The organism is Roseibium alexandrii DFL-11, from assembly GCF_000158095.2.
Taxonomy (GTDB): Bacteria; Pseudomonadota; Alphaproteobacteria; order Rhizobiales; family Stappiaceae; genus Roseibium; species Roseibium alexandrii.
Genome location: NZ_CM011002.1, coordinates 4,681,895 through 4,705,943, shown reverse-complemented (window position 1 = coordinate 4,705,943; position 24,049 = coordinate 4,681,895). Strand labels below are relative to the sequence as shown.

General features: G+C 57.0%; 23 protein-coding genes. 11 read left to right on the top strand and 12 right to left on the bottom strand.

What is annotated here, in order from left to right; genetic code table 11:
• Window positions 1-30 precede the first annotated feature (30 nt).
• A complete protein-coding gene (locus SADFL11_RS21750) occupies window positions 31-1,002 on the top strand; it encodes an ROK family protein (protein ID WP_008194923.1) in 972 nt (323 codons plus the stop codon).
• Between the two features lie 10 nt (window positions 1,003-1,012).
• Here the strand turns inward: SADFL11_RS21750 and SADFL11_RS21745 are convergent, their stop codons facing one another.
• The 3 genes from SADFL11_RS21745 to SADFL11_RS21735 are packed head-to-tail and all read right to left on the bottom strand — an operon-like array spanning window position 1,013 to window position 4,138.
• Complete coding sequence (locus SADFL11_RS21745) at window positions 1,013-2,089, bottom strand: ABC transporter substrate-binding protein (RefSeq protein ID WP_228198230.1); 1,077 nt, start codon at window positions 2,087-2,089, stop codon at window positions 1,013-1,015.
• Window positions 2,086-3,483 (bottom strand): sensor histidine kinase, encoded by a 1,398-nt coding sequence (locus SADFL11_RS21740; protein WP_040450984.1) that lies wholly within the window; start codon window positions 3,481-3,483, stop codon window positions 2,086-2,088. Before SADFL11_RS21740 ends, SADFL11_RS21745 begins: the two co-directional genes overlap by 4 nt.
• Entirely contained in the window at window positions 3,476-4,138 is a 663-nt protein-coding gene (locus tag SADFL11_RS21735) for a response regulator (protein ID WP_008195828.1), read from the bottom strand. Before SADFL11_RS21735 ends, SADFL11_RS21740 begins: the two co-directional genes overlap by 8 nt.
• 193 nt (window positions 4,139-4,331) lie before the next feature.
• On the opposite strand from SADFL11_RS21735, the gene SADFL11_RS21730 reads away from it, so the two are divergent.
• From SADFL11_RS21730 to SADFL11_RS21690, 9 genes are all read left to right on the top strand, one after another.
• Window positions 4,332-5,315: a tripartite tricarboxylate transporter substrate binding protein gene (locus tag SADFL11_RS21730; RefSeq protein ID WP_040452521.1), complete on the top strand. Its 984-nt coding sequence runs from the start codon at window positions 4,332-4,334 to the stop codon at window positions 5,313-5,315.
• A gap of 115 nt (window positions 5,316-5,430) precedes the next feature.
• On the top strand, window positions 5,431-5,925 hold the full coding sequence (locus tag SADFL11_RS21725; RefSeq protein WP_008196290.1) for a tripartite tricarboxylate transporter TctB family protein: 495 nt from the start codon (window positions 5,431-5,433) through the stop codon (window positions 5,923-5,925).
• Between the two features lies 1 nt (window position 5,926).
• Entirely contained in the window at window positions 5,927-7,444 is a 1,518-nt protein-coding gene (locus SADFL11_RS21720) for a tripartite tricarboxylate transporter permease (protein ID WP_008190870.1), read from the top strand.
• 25 nt (window positions 7,445-7,469) lie between these two features.
• Complete coding sequence (locus tag SADFL11_RS21715; protein WP_008196294.1) at window positions 7,470-8,663, top strand: CaiB/BaiF CoA transferase family protein; 1,194 nt, start codon at window positions 7,470-7,472, stop codon at window positions 8,661-8,663.
• Window positions 8,660-9,451 carry a citryl-CoA lyase gene (locus tag SADFL11_RS21710; RefSeq protein WP_008190454.1) on the top strand — a complete coding sequence of 264 codons (792 nt, stop codon included), beginning with the start codon at window positions 8,660-8,662 and terminating at the stop codon, window positions 9,449-9,451. Before SADFL11_RS21715 ends, SADFL11_RS21710 begins: the two co-directional genes overlap by 4 nt.
• 191 nt (window positions 9,452-9,642) lie before the next feature.
• A complete protein-coding gene (locus SADFL11_RS21705; RefSeq protein WP_008194786.1) occupies window positions 9,643-10,350 on the top strand; it encodes an ABC transporter permease in 708 nt (235 codons plus the stop codon).
• Window positions 10,343-11,122 (top strand): ATP-binding cassette domain-containing protein, encoded by a 780-nt coding sequence (locus SADFL11_RS21700; RefSeq protein ID WP_040450986.1) that lies wholly within the window; start codon window positions 10,343-10,345, stop codon window positions 11,120-11,122. The genes SADFL11_RS21705 and SADFL11_RS21700 overlap by 8 nt, the downstream gene beginning before the upstream one ends.
• A gap of 25 nt (window positions 11,123-11,147) precedes the next feature.
• A complete protein-coding gene (locus SADFL11_RS21695; protein ID WP_008195584.1) occupies window positions 11,148-11,984 on the top strand; it encodes an ABC transporter substrate-binding protein in 837 nt (278 codons plus the stop codon).
• Between the two features lie 209 nt (window positions 11,985-12,193).
• A complete protein-coding gene (locus SADFL11_RS21690; RefSeq protein ID WP_008191018.1) occupies window positions 12,194-13,162 on the top strand; it encodes an NAD(P)H-binding protein in 969 nt (322 codons plus the stop codon).
• 25 nt (window positions 13,163-13,187) lie between these two features.
• On the opposite strand, the gene SADFL11_RS25725 is transcribed toward SADFL11_RS21690, so the two are convergent.
• The 9 genes from SADFL11_RS25725 to SADFL11_RS21650 form a co-directional block, all read right to left on the bottom strand.
• Window positions 13,188-13,316: a hypothetical protein gene (locus tag SADFL11_RS25725; RefSeq protein ID WP_008194840.1), complete on the bottom strand. Its 129-nt coding sequence runs from the start codon at window positions 13,314-13,316 to the stop codon at window positions 13,188-13,190.
• A complete protein-coding gene (locus SADFL11_RS21685; RefSeq protein ID WP_209002682.1) occupies window positions 13,313-14,641 on the bottom strand; it encodes a c-type cytochrome in 1,329 nt (442 codons plus the stop codon). The genes SADFL11_RS25725 and SADFL11_RS21685 overlap by 4 nt, the downstream gene beginning before the upstream one ends.
• Before the next feature lie 74 nt (window positions 14,642-14,715).
• On the bottom strand, window positions 14,716-15,930 hold the full coding sequence (locus SADFL11_RS21680) for a formate dehydrogenase subunit gamma (RefSeq protein WP_008191894.1): 1,215 nt from the start codon (window positions 15,928-15,930) through the stop codon (window positions 14,716-14,718).
• Between the two features lie 137 nt (window positions 15,931-16,067).
• Complete coding sequence (gene fdh3B / locus SADFL11_RS21675; RefSeq protein ID WP_040450988.1) at window positions 16,068-16,676, bottom strand: formate dehydrogenase FDH3 subunit beta; 609 nt, start codon at window positions 16,674-16,676, stop codon at window positions 16,068-16,070.
• Between the two features lie 12 nt (window positions 16,677-16,688).
• Window positions 16,689-19,583 (bottom strand): molybdopterin-dependent oxidoreductase, encoded by a 2,895-nt coding sequence (locus SADFL11_RS21670; protein WP_040450989.1) that lies wholly within the window; start codon window positions 19,581-19,583, stop codon window positions 16,689-16,691.
• Window positions 19,584-19,687: 104 nt separating this feature from the next.
• Complete coding sequence (locus tag SADFL11_RS21665) at window positions 19,688-19,888, bottom strand: hypothetical protein (protein ID WP_008190930.1); 201 nt, start codon at window positions 19,886-19,888, stop codon at window positions 19,688-19,690.
• 92 nt (window positions 19,889-19,980) lie between these two features.
• Window positions 19,981-20,589, bottom strand: a complete 609-nt coding sequence (locus SADFL11_RS21660) for a TorD/DmsD family molecular chaperone (protein ID WP_008190347.1) — start codon at window positions 20,587-20,589, stop codon at window positions 19,981-19,983.
• A gap of 57 nt (window positions 20,590-20,646) precedes the next feature.
• Complete coding sequence (locus SADFL11_RS21655; protein WP_008191253.1) at window positions 20,647-21,324, bottom strand: DUF3306 domain-containing protein; 678 nt, start codon at window positions 21,322-21,324, stop codon at window positions 20,647-20,649.
• Complete coding sequence (locus SADFL11_RS21650; RefSeq protein WP_040450990.1) at window positions 21,321-21,866, bottom strand: DUF3305 domain-containing protein; 546 nt, start codon at window positions 21,864-21,866, stop codon at window positions 21,321-21,323. Before SADFL11_RS21650 ends, SADFL11_RS21655 begins: the two co-directional genes overlap by 4 nt.
• A gap of 220 nt (window positions 21,867-22,086) precedes the next feature.
• Between SADFL11_RS21650 and SADFL11_RS21645 the strand changes: the two genes are divergently transcribed.
• On the top strand, window positions 22,087-24,045 hold the full coding sequence (locus tag SADFL11_RS21645; RefSeq protein ID WP_008194460.1) for a 4Fe-4S binding protein: 1,959 nt from the start codon (window positions 22,087-22,089) through the stop codon (window positions 24,043-24,045).
• Window positions 24,046-24,049 lie beyond the last annotated feature (4 nt).

Genomic DNA, 24,049 nt, shown 5'->3' with positions numbered 1-24,049 from the left:
ATTCTTACGAAAAAACCCTGTGCAAGAAGCATGTCGCGGTTTATTGACTCAACGTTCCAGAACCTCTTTGAAAGACGCGAATTCCAGATGGTGACCTCGTTCGACATCGGCGGCAGCTTCATTCGGTACGCGCATCCGAGTGCTCGTGGTCCGGTGGAAGAAACTGGGCGGGTTCCAACGCCGTTGCACTCCTGGTCTGAGTTTGTCGAGGCACTGCGCAAGTGTCTACCGGAGACTCGCGGCCCGGCTGTTATCTCGCTTGCAGGGGCGTTCGATGCACAAACTGGCATCGCAGACGTCGCCAACATTCCCTGTCTGAACGGCCGCCCGATCGCTTCGGATCTGACGAAGGAACTCGGCACCCCGGTCGAAATCATCAATGATGCCGATGCCTTCGCTCTGGCAGAAGCTGTTGAGGGATCAGGCGCTGGCAAAGAGACTGTCTTCGCCATCATTCTTGGCTCAGGAGTCGGCGGTGGCTTGGTTCACAACGGCAGTCTTGTCTCAGGACGTGGTGGGATCGCCGGAGAGTGGGGGCACGGTCCGGTTGTCGATCCAACCGCGGGCGGGACGATTTCAGGCATTCCGCATTTCCTATGCGGGTGCGGTCAAATCGGTTGCCTGGATGCTTACGGTTCGGCGCGAGGTCTGGAGAAAATACACGCCGCTCTTCACAACACATTATGCTCAAGCATTGAAATTACGACCGCTTGGCACGCCGGAGAGCCACAAGCGGCAAGGACCATCGACGCCTTTACAACTATTCTGGCCCGAGCGCTCAGCATGGTGATCAATCTCCTCGGCCCCGACGTGATCCCTGTCAGTGGAGGTTTGAGCGCCGACGCCCGGCTTCTGGCAGAAATCGATCGCAAGACCCGCGCAATAACACTTGCGAATTACAGCGAACCTCTTCTGGTGCGTGGTGTTTTTTCCAGGACCGGCGGCCTGCAAGGTGCAAGTATTCACGCCCGTCGCGCGTTTCCAAATAAATTTTCGAGTTGATTTCCTGCTTTCACGGTCCAGGAAAAGTCACGCGCCAGCGTTTCAAGAAAGTCTCCCGAGTCAGCTGATCCCGCGCAACCATGAGCGCCGGAGACAAACCGATCGGGCGAAGCGCTGTCGAACTTAATGTCTCCCCTTCGGCCCCCTCTTCCGTCTCGAGGAGCGGACTGATAAGCAATGCCTGACGCAAGATCCTGCGCCCATCTGGCGACAACAAGAAGTCCAGAAAATCAGCAGCCGCAGCACCGTTGTTTGCCCCTTTCGGGATCATCAGGGCACGGGACAGAACCAATGTATAATCAGTCGGCAACACAATTCCGATCCGGTCATCTTGCTGCTGGTATCCTTGAGCATAAGATCCCAATACGTTGTAGGCGATCAGATAGCGGCCATCGGCCACGCTCCGGATGATATCGGAGGAGCAGCACGACCGGACGGCTTGGGTGCGCACAAAGGCTTCCTGCAATGCGCCAAAGGTCGATGCCTCTTGTGCGTCGACAAAAGCAAAAAGATACCCGAGGCCGGAGCGCTCGATGTCATAGGTGGCAACGCGTCCTGCGTAAGGGGTATTGGCTGGCCGGAGCAAATCGAGAAGATCAAACCGCGACTTGGGCACCTCAGCGGGCGGAACCAAGTCCTGATTATAGATTACGACAGCGGGTTCTCTGGAAATGCCCCACAATTCGTCGCGCCACCGCAGCGCAGCTGGCAACTGCTCGGTTTCCCGCGACACATGGCTTTGGGCACAGGCTTCGTTGACCAGCTTGACCATTTGATGAACGCCGGAACTGATCACGACATCGGCAACCGGTGCCCCTTCCCTGCACTCTGCGCGGGATTGGGTGTAGAGATCGTTCGATCCCCACTGCTCATAGATAAGTGTCAGACCGGAGCGCGTTTCCAGGAAAGCTTCAACAACAGGCGCAAAAACCGAAATGTCGGCAGTCGAGCGCACAATGAGGGTCTGCTCGGCAGCGGCAGCCCCATATTGTTCGACCAACTCAGGTTCGGCCGCTGTTACAGGGACATCGAAGGCTGCCAACATCCAAAGACCAAAAGCAACTGACTTGCACTGAGTATCCTTCATGCAGCCTCCGCCTTGATTTCCGGAAAACATAGAGCTGCGCGAAAGGTCCTGTCGCCGTGTGTGTCCAAAACCAACTGTCCTTCAAAAGACCGGGCAACAGCGTGCGCTATGGCTAGCCCTAAACCGGAACTGTTCTGACGAGACAAACCAGACTGATTGAAGCGTGTTCCCAGAGCGGAAAGGATTTCCGGATCGGGCCCGCCGCCAACATCTTCCACCCAGATTGAGGCAACACCGTTTTCGGTCGTAGCACCAATGCGCACCGGTGCCCGTCCATATTTCAGAGCATTGCTCAGAAGGTTCTTTACCGCTTCTTGAAGGGAAGTCGTATCCGCAAGCACATAAACCGGTTGGTCTGCCAATTGCGGAACGACAGCAATATCCGGCCGCAGAACTGCATGGTCGCCCTCCTCGAAAACGTCCAGCACAACATCCCGAAGATCGATTTTTTCCCGGCGGACACTGTCTCCGCGATGGATCACCAACGCCTGGCTCAACATTTGATCGAGCAGCCGGCCGAGACTTGCGGACCGGGTCTGAATACGTTCAACAATGCGATCCTTGCGCTCAGGATCCTCCTCATCTGAAAAGAGATCTGCCTGTGCCCTGAGCGCCGCGACGGGTGTCCTCAATTGGTGAGCCGTGTCCGAAATCAGATGCCGCATTGAATTCATCTGCCGGTCCAGCCGCCCCATAAAGGCATTCAACGCCTGGATCATCACGGCGGTTTCCCGCGGCACATCTGTATCAAGCGGTGTCAGGTCATGAGGATCACGTTCTGCCAATCCACCCGCGATCCGCTTCAGTGGATTGAAAACAGCACGCACCACCAGAACAGCCAACAGCATCATCGCCAAACCGGACGCCGCCAACACGTAGAGCGCTTTGCGCGTAATATCCACGGCCATGGCGTTGCGCGCCTGCAGGGTTTGGCCGACCGCGACCCGGATGGTCCCGCTCCAAGTGCGTTCGGCAAATCGCCGGGAGACAACAACATATCTGGCCGCTTCGCCAAAAAATGCGCCGTCAAAGAAAACGTCGCTGTACCCAGAAAGCCCAGCAGGCAAGGCAATGTCATCGTAACCGGTCAGGGTTTGGCCGTTAGGACCAACGATCCGGTACCCAATTCGGTCATCAGGCGCGAGCGCCAGAAGCTCAAATGCAGAATGCGGTAACTCAAGGACGGGATTGCCATCAACGACAGTAATCGCCGAAGCAATGTCATTGGCCGCCCCTACCAGCAAGCGGTCATAAGCCGAGCGGGCAGCTTCGCGGCCATATGCAAAGGCCGCGATCGAGACGATAATCCCACCAAACGTCAAAAGGAACGTTACGCCCAAAGCCACACGCGCTGTGAGAGATGTCGCACCAAACCGGCTGAGCAAGCTAGTCATGGACCTCAAGCTTGTAACCAAGCCCTCTTTGCGTCTCGATCACTACAGAACTTCCGGAGAGTTTTTTACGCAGGCGCGCAACATAAAGCTCCAGCGCATTCATGCTGACATCCGTGTCCTGAAAGCTGAAAATGCCTTCAAAAAGCCGTTCCTTGCTCAGAACCTTTCCGCGATTGCGAATGAACAATTCCAGCAGCGAGAATTCTCGCCGTGTCAGGTTGACCGGTGTCTCTTTCAACCGGACAACGCGGGCTGTCGCATTAAAGGTCAGATCCCCGATCGCCAGTTCTTCCGCTTTGTCTCCTTGCTCACGTCTGTAGAGCGCCTGTATGCGCGCTTCCAGCTCGCGATGATCAAAGGGCTTCACCAGATAATCGTCAGCACCGGAGTTGAGCGTCGATACGCGATCATCCACGGAGAACTCTGCGGTCAGCACCAAAACCGGCGTGCGATCGGATTTTAGCCGCAACTCTTTCAAGAGATCGGTTCCAAGCCCGTCCGGTAAATTCAGGTCCAGAACAATGACATCATACCGCTGAACATCCAAAAGAGAACGGGCTTCCTCTAGTGTCTTCGCAAGATCACAGGCTATACCGCTCCGGTCCAGCCGGATCATGATGGCTTCAGCCATGTCAAAGGTGTCTTCAACGAGCAATAGCCGCAAATCTAGATCCTCCTGCCCTCACTCTTGCCCCGCCTCATAACTTGTTGCAAGCGCATAGACAGCTGGTGACAGGTTGGTGACAGGGTTTGCCGCTAGGTTCAATTCAAGCCCAAAGGGAGGCTCCGCAATGCGGACCTGAGGCTGAATAGGCTCATGCAATGAGCCAGTTTATGTGGAGGAAAACATGACACTCATGAAAATGACCCGCCGGGTCGTTCTAGCTGCGGCTGCAGCTTCTATGACATTCGCAACTCCGGCCTTGTCCTCGGACCAGGCGGTTGAATCCATCCATTTCCTAATCCCGGGCGGCGCTGGCGGCGGCTGGGATGGCACGGCACGCGGCACCGGCGAAGCCCTCACCAAAGCAGGACTGGTCGGTACGGCATCTTACGAAAACATGTCCGGCGGCGGCGGCGGCAAAGCGATCGGTTACCTAATTGAAAATGCTGCGTCGAACCACGGCACGCTGATGGTCAACTCGACCCCGATCGTAATCCGTTCCTTGACCGGCGTCTTCCCGCAAAACTTCCGTGACCTGACGCTCGTCGCAGGAACCATCGGCGACTATGCGGCCCTGGTGGTTGGCAAGGACAGCCCGATCAACTCCATGACCGACCTCATCGCAGCCTACAAGGCTGATCCGTCCGGCACAGCGATTGGTGGCGGTTCGGTTCCAGGCGGTATGGATCACCTCGTTGCGGCCATGGCAATGGAAGCTGCTGGCGAAGATCCGACGGCATTCAAGTACATTCCGTATGATGCTGGCGGCAAAGCAATGGCCGCGCTGCTGTCCGGCGAAATTGCTGCTCTGTCCACCGGGTTCTCCGAAGCTGTGGATCTTGCCAACGCTGGCGAAGTCAAGATCATCGGCGTGACTTCTGATGAGCGCGTGGATGCCTATAAAGACGCCCCAACCATGAAGGAACAGGGCATCGACACCACCTTCGTCAACTGGCGCGGTTTCTTCGCAGCACCGGGCCTGCCGGAAGAGCAGCTGGCCGCTTATCAAGCTGCTCTGACTGCAATGTATGAAACCCCGGAGTGGGAGGAAGTTCGTGCCCGCAACGGCTGGGTCAACATCCACAACAATGGTGATGACTTCCGCTCCTTCCTGGAAAACCAGGAGCAGGTTATCGGCGATCTGATGAAGAAGCTGGGCTTCCTCTAATTTGAGCGGCATGACGGCGCAGACCCAGTCTGCGCCGTCTCTGCATATGAAGATGATCTGAACTGCCGCACGAGCGGACATCTAACGAAACAAATCAAGACTTGGGGAGGAGGCCATGGCGCTCGATCGATGGATCGCCATGATCATTTTGTTGATCTGTCTCGCATATGGCTATGCGGCATTCTTTACGATGGACGATACGCTTGCGCCTTTCATGCGGCGCAATCCAATCTGGCCGTCGACCTTTCCCAAAATCCTCTCGGTCATGGCGATCATATGTTCTTTGCTGATCCTTCTTGGATTTGAGAAGAGCAGCGGCGAACCCAAGCCGACCGAAATCAACTATCGGCGTTTGACCGATTACAAACTCGGACAGGCAATCGCCTTGTTGGGGTTGATGGTGGCTTATGCGCTGCTACTGCGGCCGGCAGGTTTCCTGTTTTCCACGTTCGGCTTTTTGTTCATCGGGTCGTTCATCCTTGGTGAGCGCAAATTCATTGTCATGGCACTTACATCGGCTATCGCCGCAGGTGTCGTCTGGTATCTGGTCGATCGGGTCCTCGGGATCTTCCTGAGCCCGCTGCCATTCTTCATGGCTAACGGAGGCTGATATGCTCGAAGGAATCCTGATCGGGCTGAGCACAGCCTTTTCTGTCACCAATTTGCTGATGGTTGTCGGCGGCTGTTTGATCGGCACATTCATTGGCATGCTCCCGGGCCTAGGGCCGATGTCGATCATTGCCATCATGATCCCGGTTGCAATTTCGATTGGCGATCCATCCGCCGCCCTCATTCTGCTTGCCGGTGTTTACTACGGGGCGATTTTCGGCGGCTCGACGTCCTCAATCCTCATCAATGCGCCCGGTGTAGCTTCGACTGTTGCGACGAGTTTTGACGGCTACCCCCTTGCAAGACAGGGCAAGGCCGGTAAGGCGTTGACCGTTGCAGCCATCTCGTCTTTTGCAGGCGGCTCCATCGGTGCAGTTCTTCTGATGATCTTCGCTCCGGCTCTTGCAACCGTCGCACTTCTATTCCATTCGGCCGAATATTTCGCGCTGATGGTCGTTGGTCTTTCTGCGATCGCAGCTTTTGCCGGAACTGGCCAGGTTATCAAGGCACTTCTGATGACCATCCTGGGCGTGATCATGGCGACGGTCGGCGAAGGTGCGCTTTTTAATATGCCGCGCTTCACCATGGGGATGATGGACCTGCAATCCGGTTTCGGCTTCATCACCCTGGCCATGGCCATGTTTGCCTTGCCGGAAGCCCTCTATCTCGTCCTCGATCCAAACCGTTCGAAAACTGAGAGTGGCAGCAACGAGATCAAGGATCTCAGGATCACCAAGGAGGAAGCCAAGGCGATCGCACCGGTTATTGGACGCCAATCCATCCAGGGCTTCCTGATCGGCGTCTTGCCGGGTGCAGGGGCAACAATCGCATCTTTCCTCGGCTACGCGGTGGAACGCAACATCGCAACCAAGGAAGAACAAGAGCAGTTCGGTAAAGGCTCAGTCAAAGGATTGGCAGCGCCGGAAAGCGCCAACAACGCCGCCTGCACAGGCTCCTTCGTTCCGCTCCTGACCCTTGGTATTCCCGGATCCGGCACAACAGCCATTTTGCTTGGTGCACTGATCGCCCTCAACGTATCTCCAGGCCCACGTTTGATGGTCGATCAGCCGGAGATCTTCTGGGCGGTGATTATCTCCATGTATCTCGGCAACGTGATCCTTCTGATCCTGAACCTGCCGTTGATCCCGTATATTGCGAAGATCCTCGCAGTCCCGCGCAACTTCCTGATCCCCTTCATTTTGTTCTTCACCTTGATGGGCGCCTACATCGGGCAGAACAATTCGACCGAACTTCTGATCCTGGTAGGCTTCGGAATTTGCGCGACCGTCCTCCGCTTCGCCGACTACCCGCTGGCGCCGCTGCTGATCGGTTTCATCTTGGGCCGGATGCTGGAGGACAACTTCTCCCGCTCCATGCAGCTTTATGACGGGATCGGCTTCATCTTTGCGCGGCCAATGACGATGGGCCTCTTGATCCTGGCCGTCATCCTCGTCGTCCTGCCGAGCTATCGTGCCCGCCGGGCGCGTGCGCGGGCGGAAGGCGTGGCCGACGGCGATTGAGAATGACCGCAACGAGGACCCGGATATGACAAAACCCCTTCATGGAATCCGGGTTCTCGACCTGACGAATGTGCTTGCTGGTCCTTTCGCCTGCCACCAGCTGGCCCATCTCGGCGCGGAAGTCATCAAGGTTGAAGCTGTAGGGCGCGGTGATCTTGCGCGCAATCTCGGCGCCGATCCGGAGCTCTCGGCTAAGGGCATGGGCATTAGCTTCCTCGCCCAGAATGCCGGCAAGAAATCCCTCACCCTCAATCTCAAGGACCCGCGCGGTAAAGACGTTCTGAAGCGTCTTGTTGCCGGAGCGGATGTGCTCGTGGAGAACTTTCGCCCGAGGGTCATGGATCGTCTGGGGCTCGGTTATGAAGTTCTGAAAGCGGAGACCCCGCATCTTATATACTGTGCGATCTCCGGGTTTGGGCAAGATGGGCCATGGGCTCACCGCCCCGCCTATGATCAGATTGTCCAAGGGGCTTCGGGCGTCATGTCGATCACCGGCGATGCTGACAGTGCACCTCTGCGCGTCGGGTATCCGCTGGCAGATACTGTGGGTGGTCTGACAGCTGCGATGGCGATCTGCGCATCCCTCAATGCCGAAAAGCGCGGCGCCTTCATTGACGTGTCCATGCTGGAGTCTGTTCTTGCCACCATGGGCTGGGTCGTCTCAAATCACCTGATCGGCGGCGTTAACCCGACGCCCAATGGCAATGAAAATCCGACGTCTGCGCCATCCGGTGCGTTTCAATGCTCGGACGGCTTGATCAACATCGCGGCCAATAAGGACGAGCAATGGGAACTTCTGGCGACACATCTTGGCCGGGAAGATCTTGTTGGACACGCTGATTTTGCCTCTCGGGAAGACCGGAAACGCAACAGAATGCGGTTGAAGGCAGAATTGGAAACCGTTCTCACCACAAGACCTGCGCGGGAATGGGCACGCGAACTCAACAAGCTGGGCGTACCGGCCGGCGCGGTCCTGAGCGTGCCTGAAGTCCTTGACCATCCCCAGATCAGAGACCGCGATTTTTTGGCGCGCTTCGACGAAACGCCAGGGGTTGGAAAACCCGTCGATCTCTTGCGGATCGGTGCCATGATTGACGGCACACGCCCATCTGTGGACACCCCGCCTCCGGCCCTTGGTGCTGACACCGACCGTATTTTGACAGCCCTTGGATACGCTGCAGAAGACATTGAGACCTTGCACAAGGAGAACGTGGTGTGAGCGAGAACACGGATGTCGCCGATTGGTGGCGCACGTCGATCATTGACATGGAACCCGGCCGCATCGCTCTTCGAGGACACCCGGTCGAAGAGCTGATCGGCAACCGGGGCTTTGCTCAGATGATATGGCTGATGGTCACCGGCAAGGAAATATCCGGGCAACGAGCCAGTCTTTTTGAAGCAGCACTCGTTGCTGCCGTTGATCATGGACCTCAAGCCCCATCGATCGCGGCAGCACGGATGGCGACAACCTGCGGCATCGGTCTCCAGTCCGCTATGGCTACGGGCCTCAACATGCTCGGCGATGTTCATGGCGGTGCCGGCGAACAGGCGGTGGAGCTTTACCGTGCGATAGAGACCGCCGGACTTGATGAACTCGGTACAACGCTTGATACTTGGCGGCAAGCCAATGGGCGTTTCATTCCAGGCTTTGGACATCGCTTCCACAAACCCGTCGACCCGCGGGCACCGCGCCTGCTCGGGCTGGTCGATGAAGCCGCAGCCGCTGGCGAGGTCTCCGGGGCGTACGCTGAGATCGGTCGGGCCATCGAGGCGCATCTGGCCAATGAACGCGGCAAGCCGGTGCCGATGAACATCGATGGCGCGACCGCGGTGATTTATGCCGAACTTGGCTGTCCAGCTCCCCTTGCCCGCGGGTTCTTCGGATTGTCCCGATCTGTCGGGATTTTGGCCCACGCGTGGGAACAGACTGAACAGGGCGGGCGCAACAAAGGTCCGACCCCACCGCATTACCGCTGGACCTACAACGAAGGCTCCAGCTCCGACTGACAGGCGTCCCTTTGGCCGGACCGCTTTACCTACTCCGGCCAACCTTAGAGCCCTGCTGAATCCGAAGCAGGGCTCTTTTTTGACAAACCTGGAATTGAATGGCCGTCGCCCTCCGACCGGCAACAATTTCGAACTATGCGCTTTTATGTTTTTTGTGTTATTTTCTCCGAAAGCTGGGAGGAAAAGCGCATATGGACAGTTTCTGGAACGTGCTGGCAAGTGCCATTGGCCTTGTTTTCGCGTTTGATCCAGACCTCATGGAGATTGTTGGCCTGTCAATGCAGGTCACCTTGAGTGCTGTCGCAATCGCATGCCTGATCGGCTTTCCACTCGGTGCAATCGCAGGCGCCTTCCGATTCCCCGGCCGAACCTTATTGTCGATTGTCCTCAATGCCTTGATGGGTCTACCACCTGTCGTCGTCGGGCTTTTGGTATACCTCATGCTGTCGGCCTCTGGCCCGCTCGGACCACTGGGACTCCTCTACACCCCAACTGCCATGATCATCGCCCAGACGGTTCTGGTAACCCCGATCGTTGCGGCATTGACGAAGCAGGTGGTGGAGGACCTCTACCGGGAATATGGCGAGCAGTTCACTTCGCTCGGCGTCGGACCACTCGACCGCGTCATGGCACTCCTTTGGGATGCCCGTTACAGCCTGCTCACCGTCGCGTTAGCCGGGTTTGGCCGTGCAGTCGCTGAAGTTGGCGCAGTGATCATTGTCGGCGGCAACATCAACCATGTCACTCGTGTCATGACCACAACGATTGCTCTGGAAACTTCCAAGGGCAATCTTGAGCTTGCTTTGGCGCTCGGGGTGATCCTTCTGGCGATTGCATTTGCGGTCAATGCTCTTGTCATGACCCTGCGCGCGTCCGCTGTGAGAGCTGCTTATGCGTAATCTTGTGCAAGACACCCCGTCCGCTCCATCCATAACAGCAATGCCCGATGCGCGAGAGGTCCTTCTTGAGACCCGCGGGCTCGGATTTGAAACCAATGGGCACCGCTTGCTCTTTGATGTTGATCTCAAGATCCGGCGCGGCTCCCGCACCGTGATCATGGGGCCGAACGGCGCCGGTAAAAGCCTGCTTCTGCGGCTGATGCACGGACTGATTTCTCCAACGCACGGTGACGTTTTATGGCGTGGCCACGCGCTGAACAAAACTGGCCGGAAAGACCAGGCAATGGTCTTCCAACGGCCCGTGCTACTCCGGCGGTCTGCGAAGGCAAACCTGAAGTTTGCACTCGGGGTTCGCGGCGAAAAGGGCGAAAAACGTAACGGGTTGATCCAGAAGGCCTTGGCGGCAGCCGGGCTCAGCCATCTTGCGAACCGTCCCGCCCGCGTCCTGTCAGGCGGCGAACAGCAGCGCCTAGCAACCGTCCGCGCGCTCGCTTGCCAACCGGACATTCTGTTTCTGGATGAGCCGACCGCAAGCCTCGATCCGACCTCGACCGCCGCCATTGAGCAACTCATCCTGGAAGCAAATGCAAATGGTATCACCATCGTACTTGTGACCCACGATGCAGGACAGGCGAGCCGCCTGGGGCAGGAATTGATTTTCCTACAAGATGGAGAAATCGCTGAAACCGGCCCTGCGCAACGGGTGTTAAAGATCCCTCGAAGCGCGCCTGCACGTGCGCTGCGTGATGGCCAGCTTTACGTAAAGAATTAAAACAAAAGCACTTTTGGAGGAAAACATGATCAGACGAACAATCTTAAAACTCATTGCCGCCACGTTGCTGTCAACCGTCGTTATTCATTCTGCCCAGGCGGAAAACCCGTTTATCATCGTTCAATCAACCACCTCGACCCAGAATTCCGGCCTGTTTGACGACTTGCTGCCAAAGTTCACCGCCAAGACAGGCATTGACGTCCGCGTGGTTGCAGTCGGGACCGGACAAGCCATCCGCAACGCAGCAAATGGCGACGGCGATGTCCTGTTTGTGCACTCCAAACCATCTGAAGAAAAATTCGTGGCAGACGGGTTAGGCGTCTCCCGCGCTGATGTCATGTACAACGATTTTGTGATTGTTGGACCAGCCAACGATCCGGCCGGCGTCGCCGGCACCAACAACGTTGCAAAAGCTCTCACCAAAATCGCCTCAAGCAAATCGATCTTCGCGTCCCGCGGGGATGACAGCGGCACCCACAAAGCAGAGCTCCGCCTTTGGAAGGCCTCAGGGATCGACCCGTCAGAAGACTCAGGAACCTGGTACCGCGAAACCGGCTCCGGGATGGGGGCAACCCTTAATACGGGAACCGGTATGGGCGCTTACGTGATGACCGACCGGGCAACCTGGATCGCCTTCGGCAACAAAGGCACGCATCAAATCGTTGTTGAGGGAGATCCCAACATGTTCAACCAGTATGGTGTCATCCTGGTGAATCCTGAAGCTCATCCCCACGTCAGGGCCGACATGGCTCAGAGGTTTATCGACTGGCTTCTCTCTTCTGAAGGTCAGGCGGCAATCGCAGACTATCAGGTGGACGGGCAGCAACTGTTCTTCCCCAATGCCGGATCCGGCCCAAGCTAAGCCGCAAAGATGCGCAAAATTACATCGCGGCCTTGAAGAAATCCGAAACCATAGTCCCTACGCAGAATTGACATGATCACCCGCTTCCGGGCACCTTGACTGCAGAAACACAGGAAAGGAGACAGACCGTGGAGGCCCGGGGTCCAGAGACGAAAGGCTCTACGAACCCCATTGAGCCAAACGGGGACGTGAGAGCGAAACGAATACTGTTGTTCGGCGCAACAGGAACCATCGGACGCGCCACGCTAAACGAGTTGCTGCGCCAAGGTCATTATGTCGTTTGTTTCGTCCGGCCACAGGCAGCTGCAAAGATACAGCGGTTCGCGCCAGAGACAGTTGTTCGAACTGGTTATGTGACCAATCCACAGTCCATCCGCCAGGATGCTTTCCGCGGCGATGAGTTCGACGCGGTCATTTCCTGCCTGTCCTCGCGAACGGGTATTCCCGACGACGCCTGGAAAATCGATCATCAGGCGAACAGCGATATCCTTAAAATCGCGAAAGAAACCGGAAAGCCACACTTCATTTTACTGTCGGCAATATGCGTGCAAAGACCAAGACTTGCATTTCAGCACGCCAAACTCGCATTCGAAGCGGAGCTCCAAGCGTCAGGCCTACCGTATTCGATCATTCGGCCTACCGCTTTCTTCAAGTCGCTTTCCGGCCAAGTGGAACGTGTTAAAGCCGGCAAACCATTCCTGATCTTTGGCGATGGAACGCTAACGTCCTGCAAGCCGATCAGCGATCATGATGTCGCGTCCTTCATTGCCGAATGCTTCGAGAATCCGGCGATGAAAAACAAGGTCCTGCCGGTTGGCGGCCCGGGTGAGGCGATAACGCCCCGGGCACAGGGAACGTACTTGTTTCAAAGCTTGGGGCTAGAACCGCGGTTCCGGAAAGTGCCGGTCGCGCTGATGGACTGGATCATCAGGGCACTTGAGTTTGCGGGCCGGTTTGGGCCGAAATACCGGGACAAGGCGGAGCTTGCCCGCATCGGCCGCTATTACGCAACCGAATCCATGCTGGTGCTCAATCCGAAGACCGGACTGTATGACGCCGACGCGACGCCTTCGTTCGGAAAAGAAACGCTTTTCGAGTTTTATAAGAAACTTGCGAACGGAGACGAAACCCCGTCCTTGGGAGACCACGCAGTTTTCGACCGGAAGTCACGCGTCTGAAACCGGCCTTTAACTGCCGCTAGCCTCAATCTCCAAGGCGTACAGATGAGCTGCTGCCCTGCTCAGCACTTGAGAAACCTGCCCTATCCAGAACTTGGCTTGCGCCGATGGTCAACACGATCAGGGCCGCAAAGGCCGTCAGCATGGCTTTCATTGTTGTCCTCCCTCCGCTTCTTTTGGCGCGGTTGCCACCTTAAGATAGTCAACTAGATCTTTCCGGTTTTCCGGCAAGGCAATGACCTGCATCGGCATTTTGGAGCCAGGAATATAATGGTCCGGACCGTCCAGAAACAATTGGTCGATCGTCTCTTCTGACCAGATGATATCAGATCCGTCCAGGGTTGCAGAATAGCTGTAACCCGGCAGGGTGCCAGCCTTTCGCCCAAACACCTTGTAGAGAGTCGGCCCCGCGCGCCGCACACCATCATCGGTCAACGAATGGCAAATGGAGCACTTGCGCGCGAACTGCCGCTCGCCGTTGGACATTTCTTCTGGTTTGCGCAGGAACGCGGGTGTTTGGGTTGCCATCGGATCAAAACTCGAAAGGTCGGCAACCGGCCAAGAGTATACAATATTCTCAATACCGGCGGCATGCAAAACCGATCCGTCATTTGAGAAAGCCAATGCCCAGATGGGTCCTTTGAGCGCGGCGCGGAAATCAGTCTCAATCCCCCAAGACCCGGTCTCGAACACAGTGATGTAACCTTGACCATCTCCGCTCGCGAGCCGCGTACCATCGGGGCTGACATCAAGTCCTAATATCGGCCGGCGTTCGAGTGAAAACTCGTAAAGCCTGTCCCCTGTCTCAAGATCGAGGATCCGAGTCACGCCATCTTGTGCCCCGTAGGCAAGCCATGTATCGGGTCCGTCTGCCGGGCCACCAAGCTTCAGAACATTGATGCCGAACCCGTTGCGATCGACAACCCGCTTTTCCGCGCGTTCTTCAACATCCCAGAGAATGATCGAGCCATCCATAGAGGCCGAATAAAGTGATTTACCGTCTTTTGTAAAAGCAACCGCATTGACACCCGCATTATGCCCGCTCAGGAAAATCGGCTCACCGCCGTCAACTGGCCAGAGCCCGACCCGAGCATCCCAGCTCGCGCTGGCGATCAGGCTTTTGTCCGGCGAAACGGCAAGCCCCTGAACTTTGGCGGTATGCCCTTCCAGCCTCTGCTGCGTTCCCGAAACACGATCCCAGAGGATGAGATCATTGTCGTCTCCGGCCGAAACAAGACGGCCGGTATCGATGAACTCGACCACTTTTACAGCAGCTTCATGACCATCCAGCCATGCCGGGTCTCTCCCCGTCCAAAGACCTACAGAATTGTCGAAACTCGCTGTAGCGACGACACCGGTCTCGCGTTCCACCGCAATATCCATCACAGGGCCGCCATGCCCTTTAAGGGTCTGGAATTCAGTCGCGAGAGCCGCTGAAACTGCCCACACCGAGCAGCACACGTAAATCGCAATTGCCACGACGGTGTTTTGTCCAACCGCCGCGAATGACCTTTGGATGAGGGACGCGCACATCGAACTGATCGCCTGAACGACTATTCAGCAGGAACAGCGTTTTTGGCTTGCCGGTCTTTCTCGGCGGCTTCGACTTCCGCAACCCAAAGTCCGTGGTGCTCCTTCGCCCACTGCAGCTCGACCTCTCCGGACCCCATTGCGTCGTAGGCGCCTTCCATGCCAACCGATCCGATATAGATGTGGGCCAGAATGATTGCCATCATCAGGAATGCGACAATGGAGTGCCAAAGCTGGGCGTACTGCATTTCCTCATGCGGCGCGAGCTGGGTCGGCAACTCTCCGAATCCAATGAGCTGTGGCAATCCCGTCGAGTTCAGCACGTTGAATGTCGCCGCAAACATTGGGTATTCAAACGGGAAAAGAAGCGAAATACCGGACGCGGAAATAGACGCACCGAGAACAATCACGCTCCAGAAGATCATCTTCTGACCGAAATTGAATTTTTTCGCCGGCGGGTGCACACCTTTTTTGAGGAGCCCGCCCCCAACAGCAATCCATTTCAGATCAGTTTTGTTGGGGATGTTGTGGACCGCCCACATCACGAACACCATCACCAGCGCGATCATGAATGCCCAGGACACATTGTTATGGATCCACTTTGAGGCCTGCGCGATCGGGGCAAATGCGTCGTGACCGATCAGCGGGATAATGGCCATCCGGCCGAACAAGGTTATCAGACCGGTAATACCAAGCAGAATGAACGAACCGGCAAGCAGCCAGTGACCAAACCGCTCGACCGCCTTGAAACGGGTAATAGTCCTGCCGGTTTTCTCACCATCGATGCGGATCCGGCCCCGCAACAAATAAAACAGCACTAGAAAACCGAGAGTTCCAAGCAGAAGATAGCCGCCATAGGTGGCGAGCGGCCCCTGGCGGAACAGCAGCCACCGCATGCCACCGTCCTGCATGAGAACGGATGCCACCTGCCCGCCAGATGAAACGGTTACATCGGCAGACCCAAAACGAAGCGCCCGCCAAAGCTCCGGGTCGGATGCTCCGCCGAGTGTGCCAAGTTGAGAACTCATGTTTGCGGCTGAATCCGGATCGCCGGTCGCGTTCCTGCGGAAATCGTAATCGACCTTCTCACCGCGCTGGCGTTTCAGGATGTCTTCCAGAGTTTGTGCGCCACCTGTCGCGGAGCGATCGACGTCAGCGCTTGGTGCCGCCAAATCCTGCGCAAAGGCCTGCAACATGAAAGCAAACAGAACGGCAAATGCCAGCACGAAGCGATTCATCTCTGGTTCCTCACCCAATTGTTCCGGTAGAGACGGGTGAGGCGGCAAACAGCCGCCCCACTCTTTTTTCTTTTGTCAGAAGGGCGTTTGATCGGCCGGCCCAGAGCGCCTCTGAGCCGACGTTGACCAACGTATCCTTAACCGCCGTTTTGGCCGTATGCAGAGCCCCAGCCCCAGGCGCCGGAGCCGAAACCGCGGGCAACCACACGCTCACGGTAGATGTTGGCGACAACATCGCCATCACCTGCGAGCAGGGCTTTGGTTGAACACATTTCCGCGCAGATCGGCAACTTGCCTTCCGCAATACGGTTGCGGCCGTATTTCGCGAATTCCGCTGTGGAATGGTTCTCTTCAGGGCCACCAGCGCAGAAGGTACATTTGTCCATCTTGCCGCGCGATCCGAAGTTGCCCGCTTGCGGGAACTGCGGTGCGCCGAACGGACAGGCATAGAAGCAATAGCCGCAGCCAATGCACAGGTCTTTCGAGTGAAGGACCACACCTTCTTCATTCTGGTAGAAGCAGTCGACCGGGCACACCGCCATACAGGGTGCGTCCGAACAGTGCATGCAGGCGACGGAGATCGACCGTTCCCCAGGCTTGCCATCATTGATGGTAACAACCCGGCGGCGGTTGATGCCCCACGGCACCTCATGCTCGTTTTTACAGGCGGTCACACAGGCATTGCATTCAATACAACGCTCAGCGTCACAGAGGAACTTAGCCCTCGCTTGTCCACCAAGTGCCATTGCGTTTCCTCCTTACGCTGCCGAGATCTTGCAGAGAGTGGCTTTGGTCTCCTGCATCTGGGTAACGGAGTCGTAGCCGTAGGTTTGAGCCGTATTCGTGCTCTCGCCGAGAACATACGGATCGGCCCCTTTTGGATATTTCGACCGCTGGTCTTCACCTTGATAATGACCACCGAAGTGGAACGGCATGAAGGCAACGCCTTCGCCGACCCGTTCGGTCACCATTGCCATGACCTTGACCTTGCCGCCTTCCGGGCCTTCGACCCAGACCTGTGCGCCGTCCCGAATACCAATGTTGTTGGCATCACGCGGATTTATTTCGACGAACATGTCCTGCTGAAGTTCGGCAAGCCACGGGTTTGACCGTGTCTCGTCACCACCGCCTTCATACTCGACCAGACGACCGGAGGTCAGGATGATCGGGTAATCGCGGGAGAAGTCCTGCTTCTGGATCGACGCGTAAAGCGTCGGCAGACGGTAGAACTTGCGGTCTTCGTAGGTCGGGTAATCCGCCACGAGGTCCCGGCGATTGGTGTAGAGCGGCTCGCGGTGAAGCGGAACCGGATCCGGGAAGGTCCATACAACAGCACGAGCCTTCGCGTTACCGAACGGTGAGCAGCCATGCTTGATAGCCACCCGCTGGATGCCGCCGGAAAGGTCGGTTTTCCAGTTGGTTTTAGGCCCAGCGACAGCATCAATCGCTGCACGCTCTTCGTCGGTCAGGTCACCGTCCCATCCAAGATCCATCAGCATCTGCATGGTGAATTCCGGATAGCCATCCTGAATTTCCGCACCCGGATTGGAGACACCCTCGGCCAGGAGGTTCTGACCATCGCGCTCGACACCAAAACGTGCCCGGAAGCTCAAGCCCCCTTCGGCGACCGGCTTGGACATGTCGTAAAGGTTCGGTGTGCCCGGATGCTTCATATCCGCAGTGCCCCAGCACGGCCATGGCATACCGTAGTAGTCGCCATCCGCGGGACCGCCATTTGCCTGCAGCGTCGTCCTGTCGAACGTGTGCTGGTTGGCCATGTGCAGCTTGATCCGCTCCGGTGACTGACCGGTGTAGCCAACCGTCCACATACCGCGGTTGAACTCGCGGGTTGTGTCCTCGATGTTCGGCGTGATGCCGTCATCCTCAAGGTCAATGTTGCGGAAGATCCGGTCATGGAAACCGAACTTCTTGGCAAACAGGCCAATGATTTCGTGGTCGGTCTTGGATTCGAACAACGGCTCAATCACCTGATCGCGCCACTGGATGGAGCGGTTTGAGGCGGTGACAGATCCATGGGTTTCGAACTGGGTCGTTGCCGGGAGAAGGTAGACACCGTCCGTCCGGTCATGAAGCACGGCAGAGACTGTCGGGAACGGGTCGATGACGACCAGCGTGTCCAGTTTCTCCATCGCGGTTTTCATTTCCGTCATACGGGTCTGGGAGTTCGGAGCGTGGCCCCAAAGAACCATGGCCCGAACTTCGGCCGGCTGATCAGTGTTCGCCGGATCTTCAAGAACCCCGTCGATCCAGCGGCTGACTGGAATACCGGTGAGGTTCATGAGGTTCTTTTCTTTGCCGTCAGCGCCGGTCGTCTTAGCGAACTGCCCTTTCAGCCAATCAAGATCCTCACCCCAGACACGGGACCAGTGCCCCCAAGCACCTGCGCTCAGGCCGTAGTAGCCAGGCAGAGTATGGGACAGAACGCCAAGGTCGGTTGCACCCTGGACGTTGTCGTGGCCGCGGAAGATGTTGGTGCCGCCGCCGGTTGTGCCCATGTTGCCAAGAGCCAACTGCAGCACGCAATAAGCGCGCGTGTTGTTGTTACCGTTGGTGTGCTGTGTGCCACCCATGCACCAGATCACGGTGCCAGGACGGTTGTTTGCAAGCGTCCGCGCTACGCGTTTCAGCTGGCTGCCCGGAGTGCCGGTAACACGCTCGACTTCGTCCGGCGTCCACCTGGCGACTTCTTCCTTGATCTGGTCCATGCCCCAGACACGGGTGCGGATGAACTCTTTGTCCTCCCAACCATTGTCGAAGATATGCCAGAGGATGCCCCAAATGAGCGCCACGTCCGACCCTGGACGGAAACGGACATATTCGTCTGCATGAGCAGCGGTTCGCGTGAAGCGCGGATCACAAACGATCAGCGGTGCGTTGTTCTGCTCCTTGGCGCGCAAGACGTGCAGCAAAGACACAGGGTGCGCCTCAGCCGGGTTACCGCCAATGATGAAGATCGCACGGGAATTGTGGATGTCGTTGTAGCTGTTCGTCATGGCGCCGTAGCCCCATGTGTTTGCTACGCCGGCAACCGTGGTCGAGTGACAGATACGCGCCTGGTGGTCAACGTTGTTGGTTCCCCAATAGGCCGCGAATTTCCGGAACAGATAAGCCTGCTCATTGTTGTGCTTGGCCGAACCGAGCCAATAAACACTGTCCGGGCCGCTTTCTTCGCGGATTTGCATCATCTGGTCGCCGATCTCGTTGATCGCCTGCTCCCAGCTGATTTTCCTCCACTCGCCGCCCTCCTTTTTCATCGGATATTTCAGGCGGCGTTCACCGTGCGCATGCTCACGAACGGCAGCACCCTTGGCGCAGTGCGCACCGAGGTTGAATGGGCTGTCCCAACCCGGTTCCTGGCCGACCCAGACCCCGTTGGAAACTTCAGCCACAACTGTACAACCGACGGAACAGTGGGTGCAGACCGTTTTCACGTTCTTCACGGCACCGGCGCCAGCTTGTGCTTTGGCTTGTGTTACAGAACCGCCCATGGCGGAAATGGCGGCCAATCCGCCAGCTGCGACACCGGAACCCTTAAGGAATGTCCGGCGGTCTACAGATTTATGTGCAGTGTCTCTAAGGATACTTGCACCTTGGGGGCGTCGCGCAACCCCATTGGTCTTTTTCCTAAGCATTTTGCCCTACCTTGCTGATACCCCATTTGGGTACGGCTGGGTGTGTCAGTGAACCGGCCATCGGGCGTCACGCAACCATCGGCCGGTATGTTCACAGGGTCCAGTTAGAACCGGGCGCTGTCGTAATACGCGCGGGTGTGCACCGTGTCCTGCATCTTCTCAGAAGCAAGATCCGGCTCGGCAGCTTGCGCAGCTGTACCCGTCGCGACCACAGCAGCTGCGGCCGGGGCCGAAATGGCTGCCAGTTTCAGGAAGTCACGGCGTCCGGCCTCAAGGCCTGCGCCCGACTGTTCGGGTCGTTTCATCGTTGCAATCCTCCTCTCATTCCAGGCGGCGGCGCCGCCTTAATTGTCAACGTGAATGTTAGATTTCCCGGCATCGCGTCATGCCGGAAAATCTAATTGGGCAACATCTCGAATGCTTCTGCTTCGATCTCCATAAACTGCCGCCCGAGCGACCCGACGGCCGAATAAAGGACCGACGTCCTTGAGGCCTCCAAGTCACTGAAGAAGTGCACGGCCCAGGGGCCCACATGTGCGTTGAAAAAGGCCTTCTGGTCCGCGACCGAAGTGACCTTGCCGAAACGTCCAACGATAAGCCCGCCCATGATTTCCATCAGCGATGCGATGTTGTCCTCCGGCTCCTTTTTGCCCTCCGCGCGCTGGATACCGCGCTCAGCCATCTCCTGCCGCAGGTTGGCAAGAGGCTTTTCGTTCAAGAAGCCTGTCAGGTAATGGCTTGCATAGGGTAAGAGCTCACCGCGCCCGAGGCCGATGAACAACGCGTTGAATTCGCGCTCGGCGTCCTGCTCTGATGTTACTGAAGCAAGTTTTGCAAGGGTTTTGAGGGTCGTGCCCAGCGGGGTGTCGTCGCCTGAAAGCGCAGCAATTTGCTTCAGGAGGTCACCGTCCGCTGGCTTTGCCAGCAACACCCCCAAGAAATTATATAAGTCAGCTCTCGCCTGGTCTTCCGGGTCGATCACATATTCCGTCACAACAGCGGCCATGCGCCGTCACCTCCCTCAAACGCAAAGAGTTTAGCTCCCACAAGTCGGGTTCGATATTCACGAATAGTCGAACCTCATTCGGCGAGGGCGTTGAGGCGGCTCTGCCTCGACATTGATTGTATCACCCACCGAAGACTCAAACTCGTCACGTATTGGCATATCTTGCAACAAGGCTTCTCCTTGCGTCAATTGCACAAGTGCTTCTTCATTTTCGCCGCAATTATGCTGCTCTGCAGTATTTTGCTCATCTTGCACTGCAGCATTTCTTTCGTTTTCTTCAACCGGGTCTGAAATTTCGTCAGCGAATTCTTCGACGGCTTCCTCTTCCGCACCCTCAACAAACCGTTCCACCATACCTCTGCCGACCTGATAAACGGTTTGCATGTTGGAAACGACTGTTGCAGCGTCGGTGAAGTCATCTGCGTAGTCCACCAACCCATCCAGATTGGCAAGAACCGGATTGAGGCCCCATAACCTGCGCAGCGCACGCCGTTTCAGCCGCTCGGGAACCGCAGCCGACAAGAACTGGCTAAAGTCATCGTTTTCGGTGAGCGTATCGGGGTCCGGAAGGTTGAGTTCCTCGAGGATCTCAGCATCGCTTTTAGTTTCAAGCTCGGCCCGTTCCTTGGCGACCTCTGCTTCTTCTACCAGAACACGTTCCAGCTCTTCGGACCGCTGCACTGCCGCTTTTCGCCGCGACCAGAAATCCATCCCCGATTTTTCATCGCCGGTCATTGCAAGGTGTCCTTCGACTTGCGCCGCGGAGTGCGGTAGACATCCGCCATCTGGCGAATGCGGGGGTCGCCAATTCCTTCTTCTTGCAAATCAACACGCTTCTTGTCGCGGCGGCGTTTGATAAAGATTTCGTCTTCGTGGTGCGTTTCGGCAAACTCCCGCACCCATGCGATCAGGCCCGGCGGCATCGGAACCTTTTCAACGAGAACGTCGCTCGTATCCGCATAGTCTTGCCCCTCATAAGCTGACGCAGTAATCAGCATCACCTCCATAGGGACGTCCCGGTCCAGCTCTTCGGCGGGCCGCATCACGACATAAAGTGAGGGTGTTTTGTCAGAGAGCGCAGTGAGGTAGGCCTCGGTTTCGGCGCGGTGCAGCTCGAGAGGAAGAGTGGCCGCATGGTACTCAACTGCGTCTCCTTCCTTGCGCAGCACCTGCCAATCTGCATCACCTGCGCCCGGCAAAAGCGACACAGCGCGCCAGGACCACTTCTGCCAGCGTGTCACGCCGGGCAAGCGGCGCACGACAACCCCAACCGGCATCGAACGGCTTCTTTCCGTATTCACAGGCGCGCATCCTCCAGATATCCGGTCAGGCCGGAAATTTTATTTTTGCCCATGCTGACGCAACGTCTGGAAATTACAAGTCCTTACAAAGGCCACTTGACGGAAAGACACCTTCGCCCTTGATTAGATACTGATGAGCCAATTTCCTGCGCGGGAGACGCTGAAATGGCATCATGGGGGAGAGGACGCGCGCTAGATGACAGAAGCCAAGCTGCTGCTGTGCGACTGCTTGAAAAGCCAGTCGATTAACGCAGAAGAGATTGAAAAACATACCCGACTAGCTTGTTCGAAAGTCCATACAGCCCTGTGTCACACGGAAGCTGCAGTGGCCGAATCAGCGTTGCAGAGCGGCGACGTCGTCATTGCCTGCGCACAAGAGCGGACGTTCTTCGAAGAGCTCGCAGGGGATCTCGAAGTCAATGAACCGCATTTTATCGACATCCGCGATCGTGCGGGGTGGACCTCGAGCGATGTTGAACCAACGGCGAAAATGGCGGCGCTCATCGCTGAAGCCATGTTGCCGGCCCCGGGTGAGCGAGTCGTCGACGTTTCCTCTGAAGGAACTTGCCTGCTGCTTGGTGAACCGGACATCGCGTTCGATGCGGCCAAGCTTCTTTGTGAAACTCTGAGTGTAACTGTGCTGGTCGCCCCTGATGCCGAGATGCCGGTTACAGACGATCGCCGCTTCGATGTCGTGCGCGGTCACATTAAATCTGCAACCGGCGCTCTTGGCGGATTTCAGGTCGCTTTCGACGCACTGCGGGAACGTATTCCAGGTGGTCGGGGCGCATTCAACTGGACCGAGCCGAAGGGCGGCGGCCGGAGCGCGTGTGACATCATCGTAGACCTGCGCCGGGATACTCCGCTGTTTCCCGCCGCGGATAAACGCGAAGGATATCTTCGCGCTGATCCCGGCAACAAGGATGCTTATTCGAAGGTTATCCTGGAAGCATCTCAACTTATCGGGACGTTTGAAAAACCAATTTACGTAAAGGTCAACGAAGACCTTTGTGCACACTCCAGAGCGCAGAAAACAGGCTGTAACCGCTGCCTGGACCTTTGCCCAACCGGTGCAATTACTCCCGCTGGAGATCACATTACCATCGACCCAATGGTCTGCGCAGGATGCGGGATGTGTTCAGCGGCGTGTCCGTCTGGCGCTGTTTCTTATGACGCCCCAACACCGCAACATGTCTTCAAGCGAATAGAGACGCTGGCAACGACCTGGCGCAAGGCGGCAAACGAGCCTCCGCGCCTGCTGGTCCATGATGCAGCCTACGGCCTTGAGATAATCCAACTGTCTGCGCGGTATGGCAAAGGTCTGCCAACAGACGTCATTCCGCTGGAAGTGTCGGCATTGGCTGCATTTGGCCACGCGGAAGCCCTTGCAGCCCTTGGATGCGGATTTTCCACTGTCGACATCCTTGTGTCACCCCAGACAGAACAGGAAGGCCTCCACTTCCAGGTCGAACTCGCAAATGCCATTTCTGGAAACGGCCAGGTTCGGTTGCTCGAACCAACGGACCCAGATGATTTGGAAGCCGCGCTCTATGAAGAGGCGGACCGGACAGCAAACGAAACCCCAATTCTTCCTCTTGGATCCCGCAGGCAGGTGACGCGCCTTGCCGCGAAAACCTTGAATGCACCAGACGTACTGCTGGATCTTCCTGCCGGAGCCCCCTACGGCGCTGTTGCCATGAACGAAGACGCTTGCACATTGTGTCTTTCGTGCGTGTCCTTGTGCCCCTCCGGCGCCCTTAAGGAAAATCCTGATCAACCGCAACTTCGCTTCCAGGAAGACGCCTGCTTGCAATGCGGCATCTGCACTAACATCTGCCCGGAAAGCGCTCTTTCCCTGGTTCCCCAGCTGAACTTGAGCGACGCGGCGTTGACACCGATTGTCCTGAAAGAGGAAGAACCGTTTGAGTGCATCGAATGCGGTAAGCCGTTTGGGGTTCGTTCAACAGTCGAACGGATCATGGGGCAACTCGCCGGCAAGCATTCCATGTTCAAAGATGGCGGCGCCGCCCGGATGATTCAGATGTGTGACGACTGCCGGGTCAATGCGGCTTACCACAGCGAGAACAATCCGTTTGCATCCAACGAACGTCCACGGGTTCGGACCACCGACGACTATATCAGGCGCGACCATTGACCGT

What these genes read in the sequence shown, in the direction of transcription:
- SADFL11_RS21750 (WP_008194923.1), top strand. Translation starts at nt 31, where the DNA reads ATGTCGCGGTTTATTGACTCAACGTTCCAGAACCTCTTTGAAAGACGC.
- SADFL11_RS21745 (WP_228198230.1), bottom strand. Translation starts at nt 2,089, where the DNA reads ATGAAGGATACTCAGTGCAAGTCAGTTGCTTTTGGTCTTTGGATGTTG.
- SADFL11_RS21740 (WP_040450984.1), bottom strand. Translation starts at nt 3,483, where the DNA reads ATGACTAGCTTGCTCAGCCGGTTTGGTGCGACATCTCTCACAGCGCGT.
- SADFL11_RS21730 (WP_040452521.1), top strand. Translation starts at nt 4,332, where the DNA reads ATGACACTCATGAAAATGACCCGCCGGGTCGTTCTAGCTGCGGCTGCA.
- SADFL11_RS21725 (WP_008196290.1), top strand. Translation starts at nt 5,431, where the DNA reads ATGGCGCTCGATCGATGGATCGCCATGATCATTTTGTTGATCTGTCTC.
- SADFL11_RS21720 (WP_008190870.1), top strand. Translation starts at nt 5,927, where the DNA reads ATGCTCGAAGGAATCCTGATCGGGCTGAGCACAGCCTTTTCTGTCACC.
- SADFL11_RS21715 (WP_008196294.1), top strand. Translation starts at nt 7,470, where the DNA reads ATGACAAAACCCCTTCATGGAATCCGGGTTCTCGACCTGACGAATGTG.
- SADFL11_RS21705 (WP_008194786.1), top strand. Translation starts at nt 9,643, where the DNA reads ATGGACAGTTTCTGGAACGTGCTGGCAAGTGCCATTGGCCTTGTTTTC.
- SADFL11_RS21700 (WP_040450986.1), top strand. Translation starts at nt 10,343, where the DNA reads ATGCGTAATCTTGTGCAAGACACCCCGTCCGCTCCATCCATAACAGCA.
- SADFL11_RS21695 (WP_008195584.1), top strand. Translation starts at nt 11,148, where the DNA reads ATGATCAGACGAACAATCTTAAAACTCATTGCCGCCACGTTGCTGTCA.
- SADFL11_RS25725 (WP_008194840.1), bottom strand. Translation starts at nt 13,316, where the DNA reads ATGAAAGCCATGCTGACGGCCTTTGCGGCCCTGATCGTGTTGACCATC.
- SADFL11_RS21680 (WP_008191894.1), bottom strand. Translation starts at nt 15,930, where the DNA reads ATGAATCGCTTCGTGCTGGCATTTGCCGTTCTGTTTGCTTTCATGTTG.
- fdh3B (WP_040450988.1), bottom strand. Translation starts at nt 16,676, where the DNA reads ATGGCACTTGGTGGACAAGCGAGGGCTAAGTTCCTCTGTGACGCTGAG.
- SADFL11_RS21670 (WP_040450989.1), bottom strand. Translation starts at nt 19,583, where the DNA reads ATGCTTAGGAAAAAGACCAATGGGGTTGCGCGACGCCCCCAAGGTGCA.
- SADFL11_RS21665 (WP_008190930.1), bottom strand. Translation starts at nt 19,888, where the DNA reads ATGAAACGACCCGAACAGTCGGGCGCAGGCCTTGAGGCCGGACGCCGT.
- SADFL11_RS21660 (WP_008190347.1), bottom strand. Translation starts at nt 20,589, where the DNA reads ATGGCCGCTGTTGTGACGGAATATGTGATCGACCCGGAAGACCAGGCG.
- SADFL11_RS21655 (WP_008191253.1), bottom strand. Translation starts at nt 21,324, where the DNA reads ATGACCGGCGATGAAAAATCGGGGATGGATTTCTGGTCGCGGCGAAAA.
- SADFL11_RS21650 (WP_040450990.1), bottom strand. Translation starts at nt 21,866, where the DNA reads ATGCCGGTTGGGGTTGTCGTGCGCCGCTTGCCCGGCGTGACACGCTGG.
- SADFL11_RS21645 (WP_008194460.1), top strand. Translation starts at nt 22,087, where the DNA reads ATGACAGAAGCCAAGCTGCTGCTGTGCGACTGCTTGAAAAGCCAGTCG.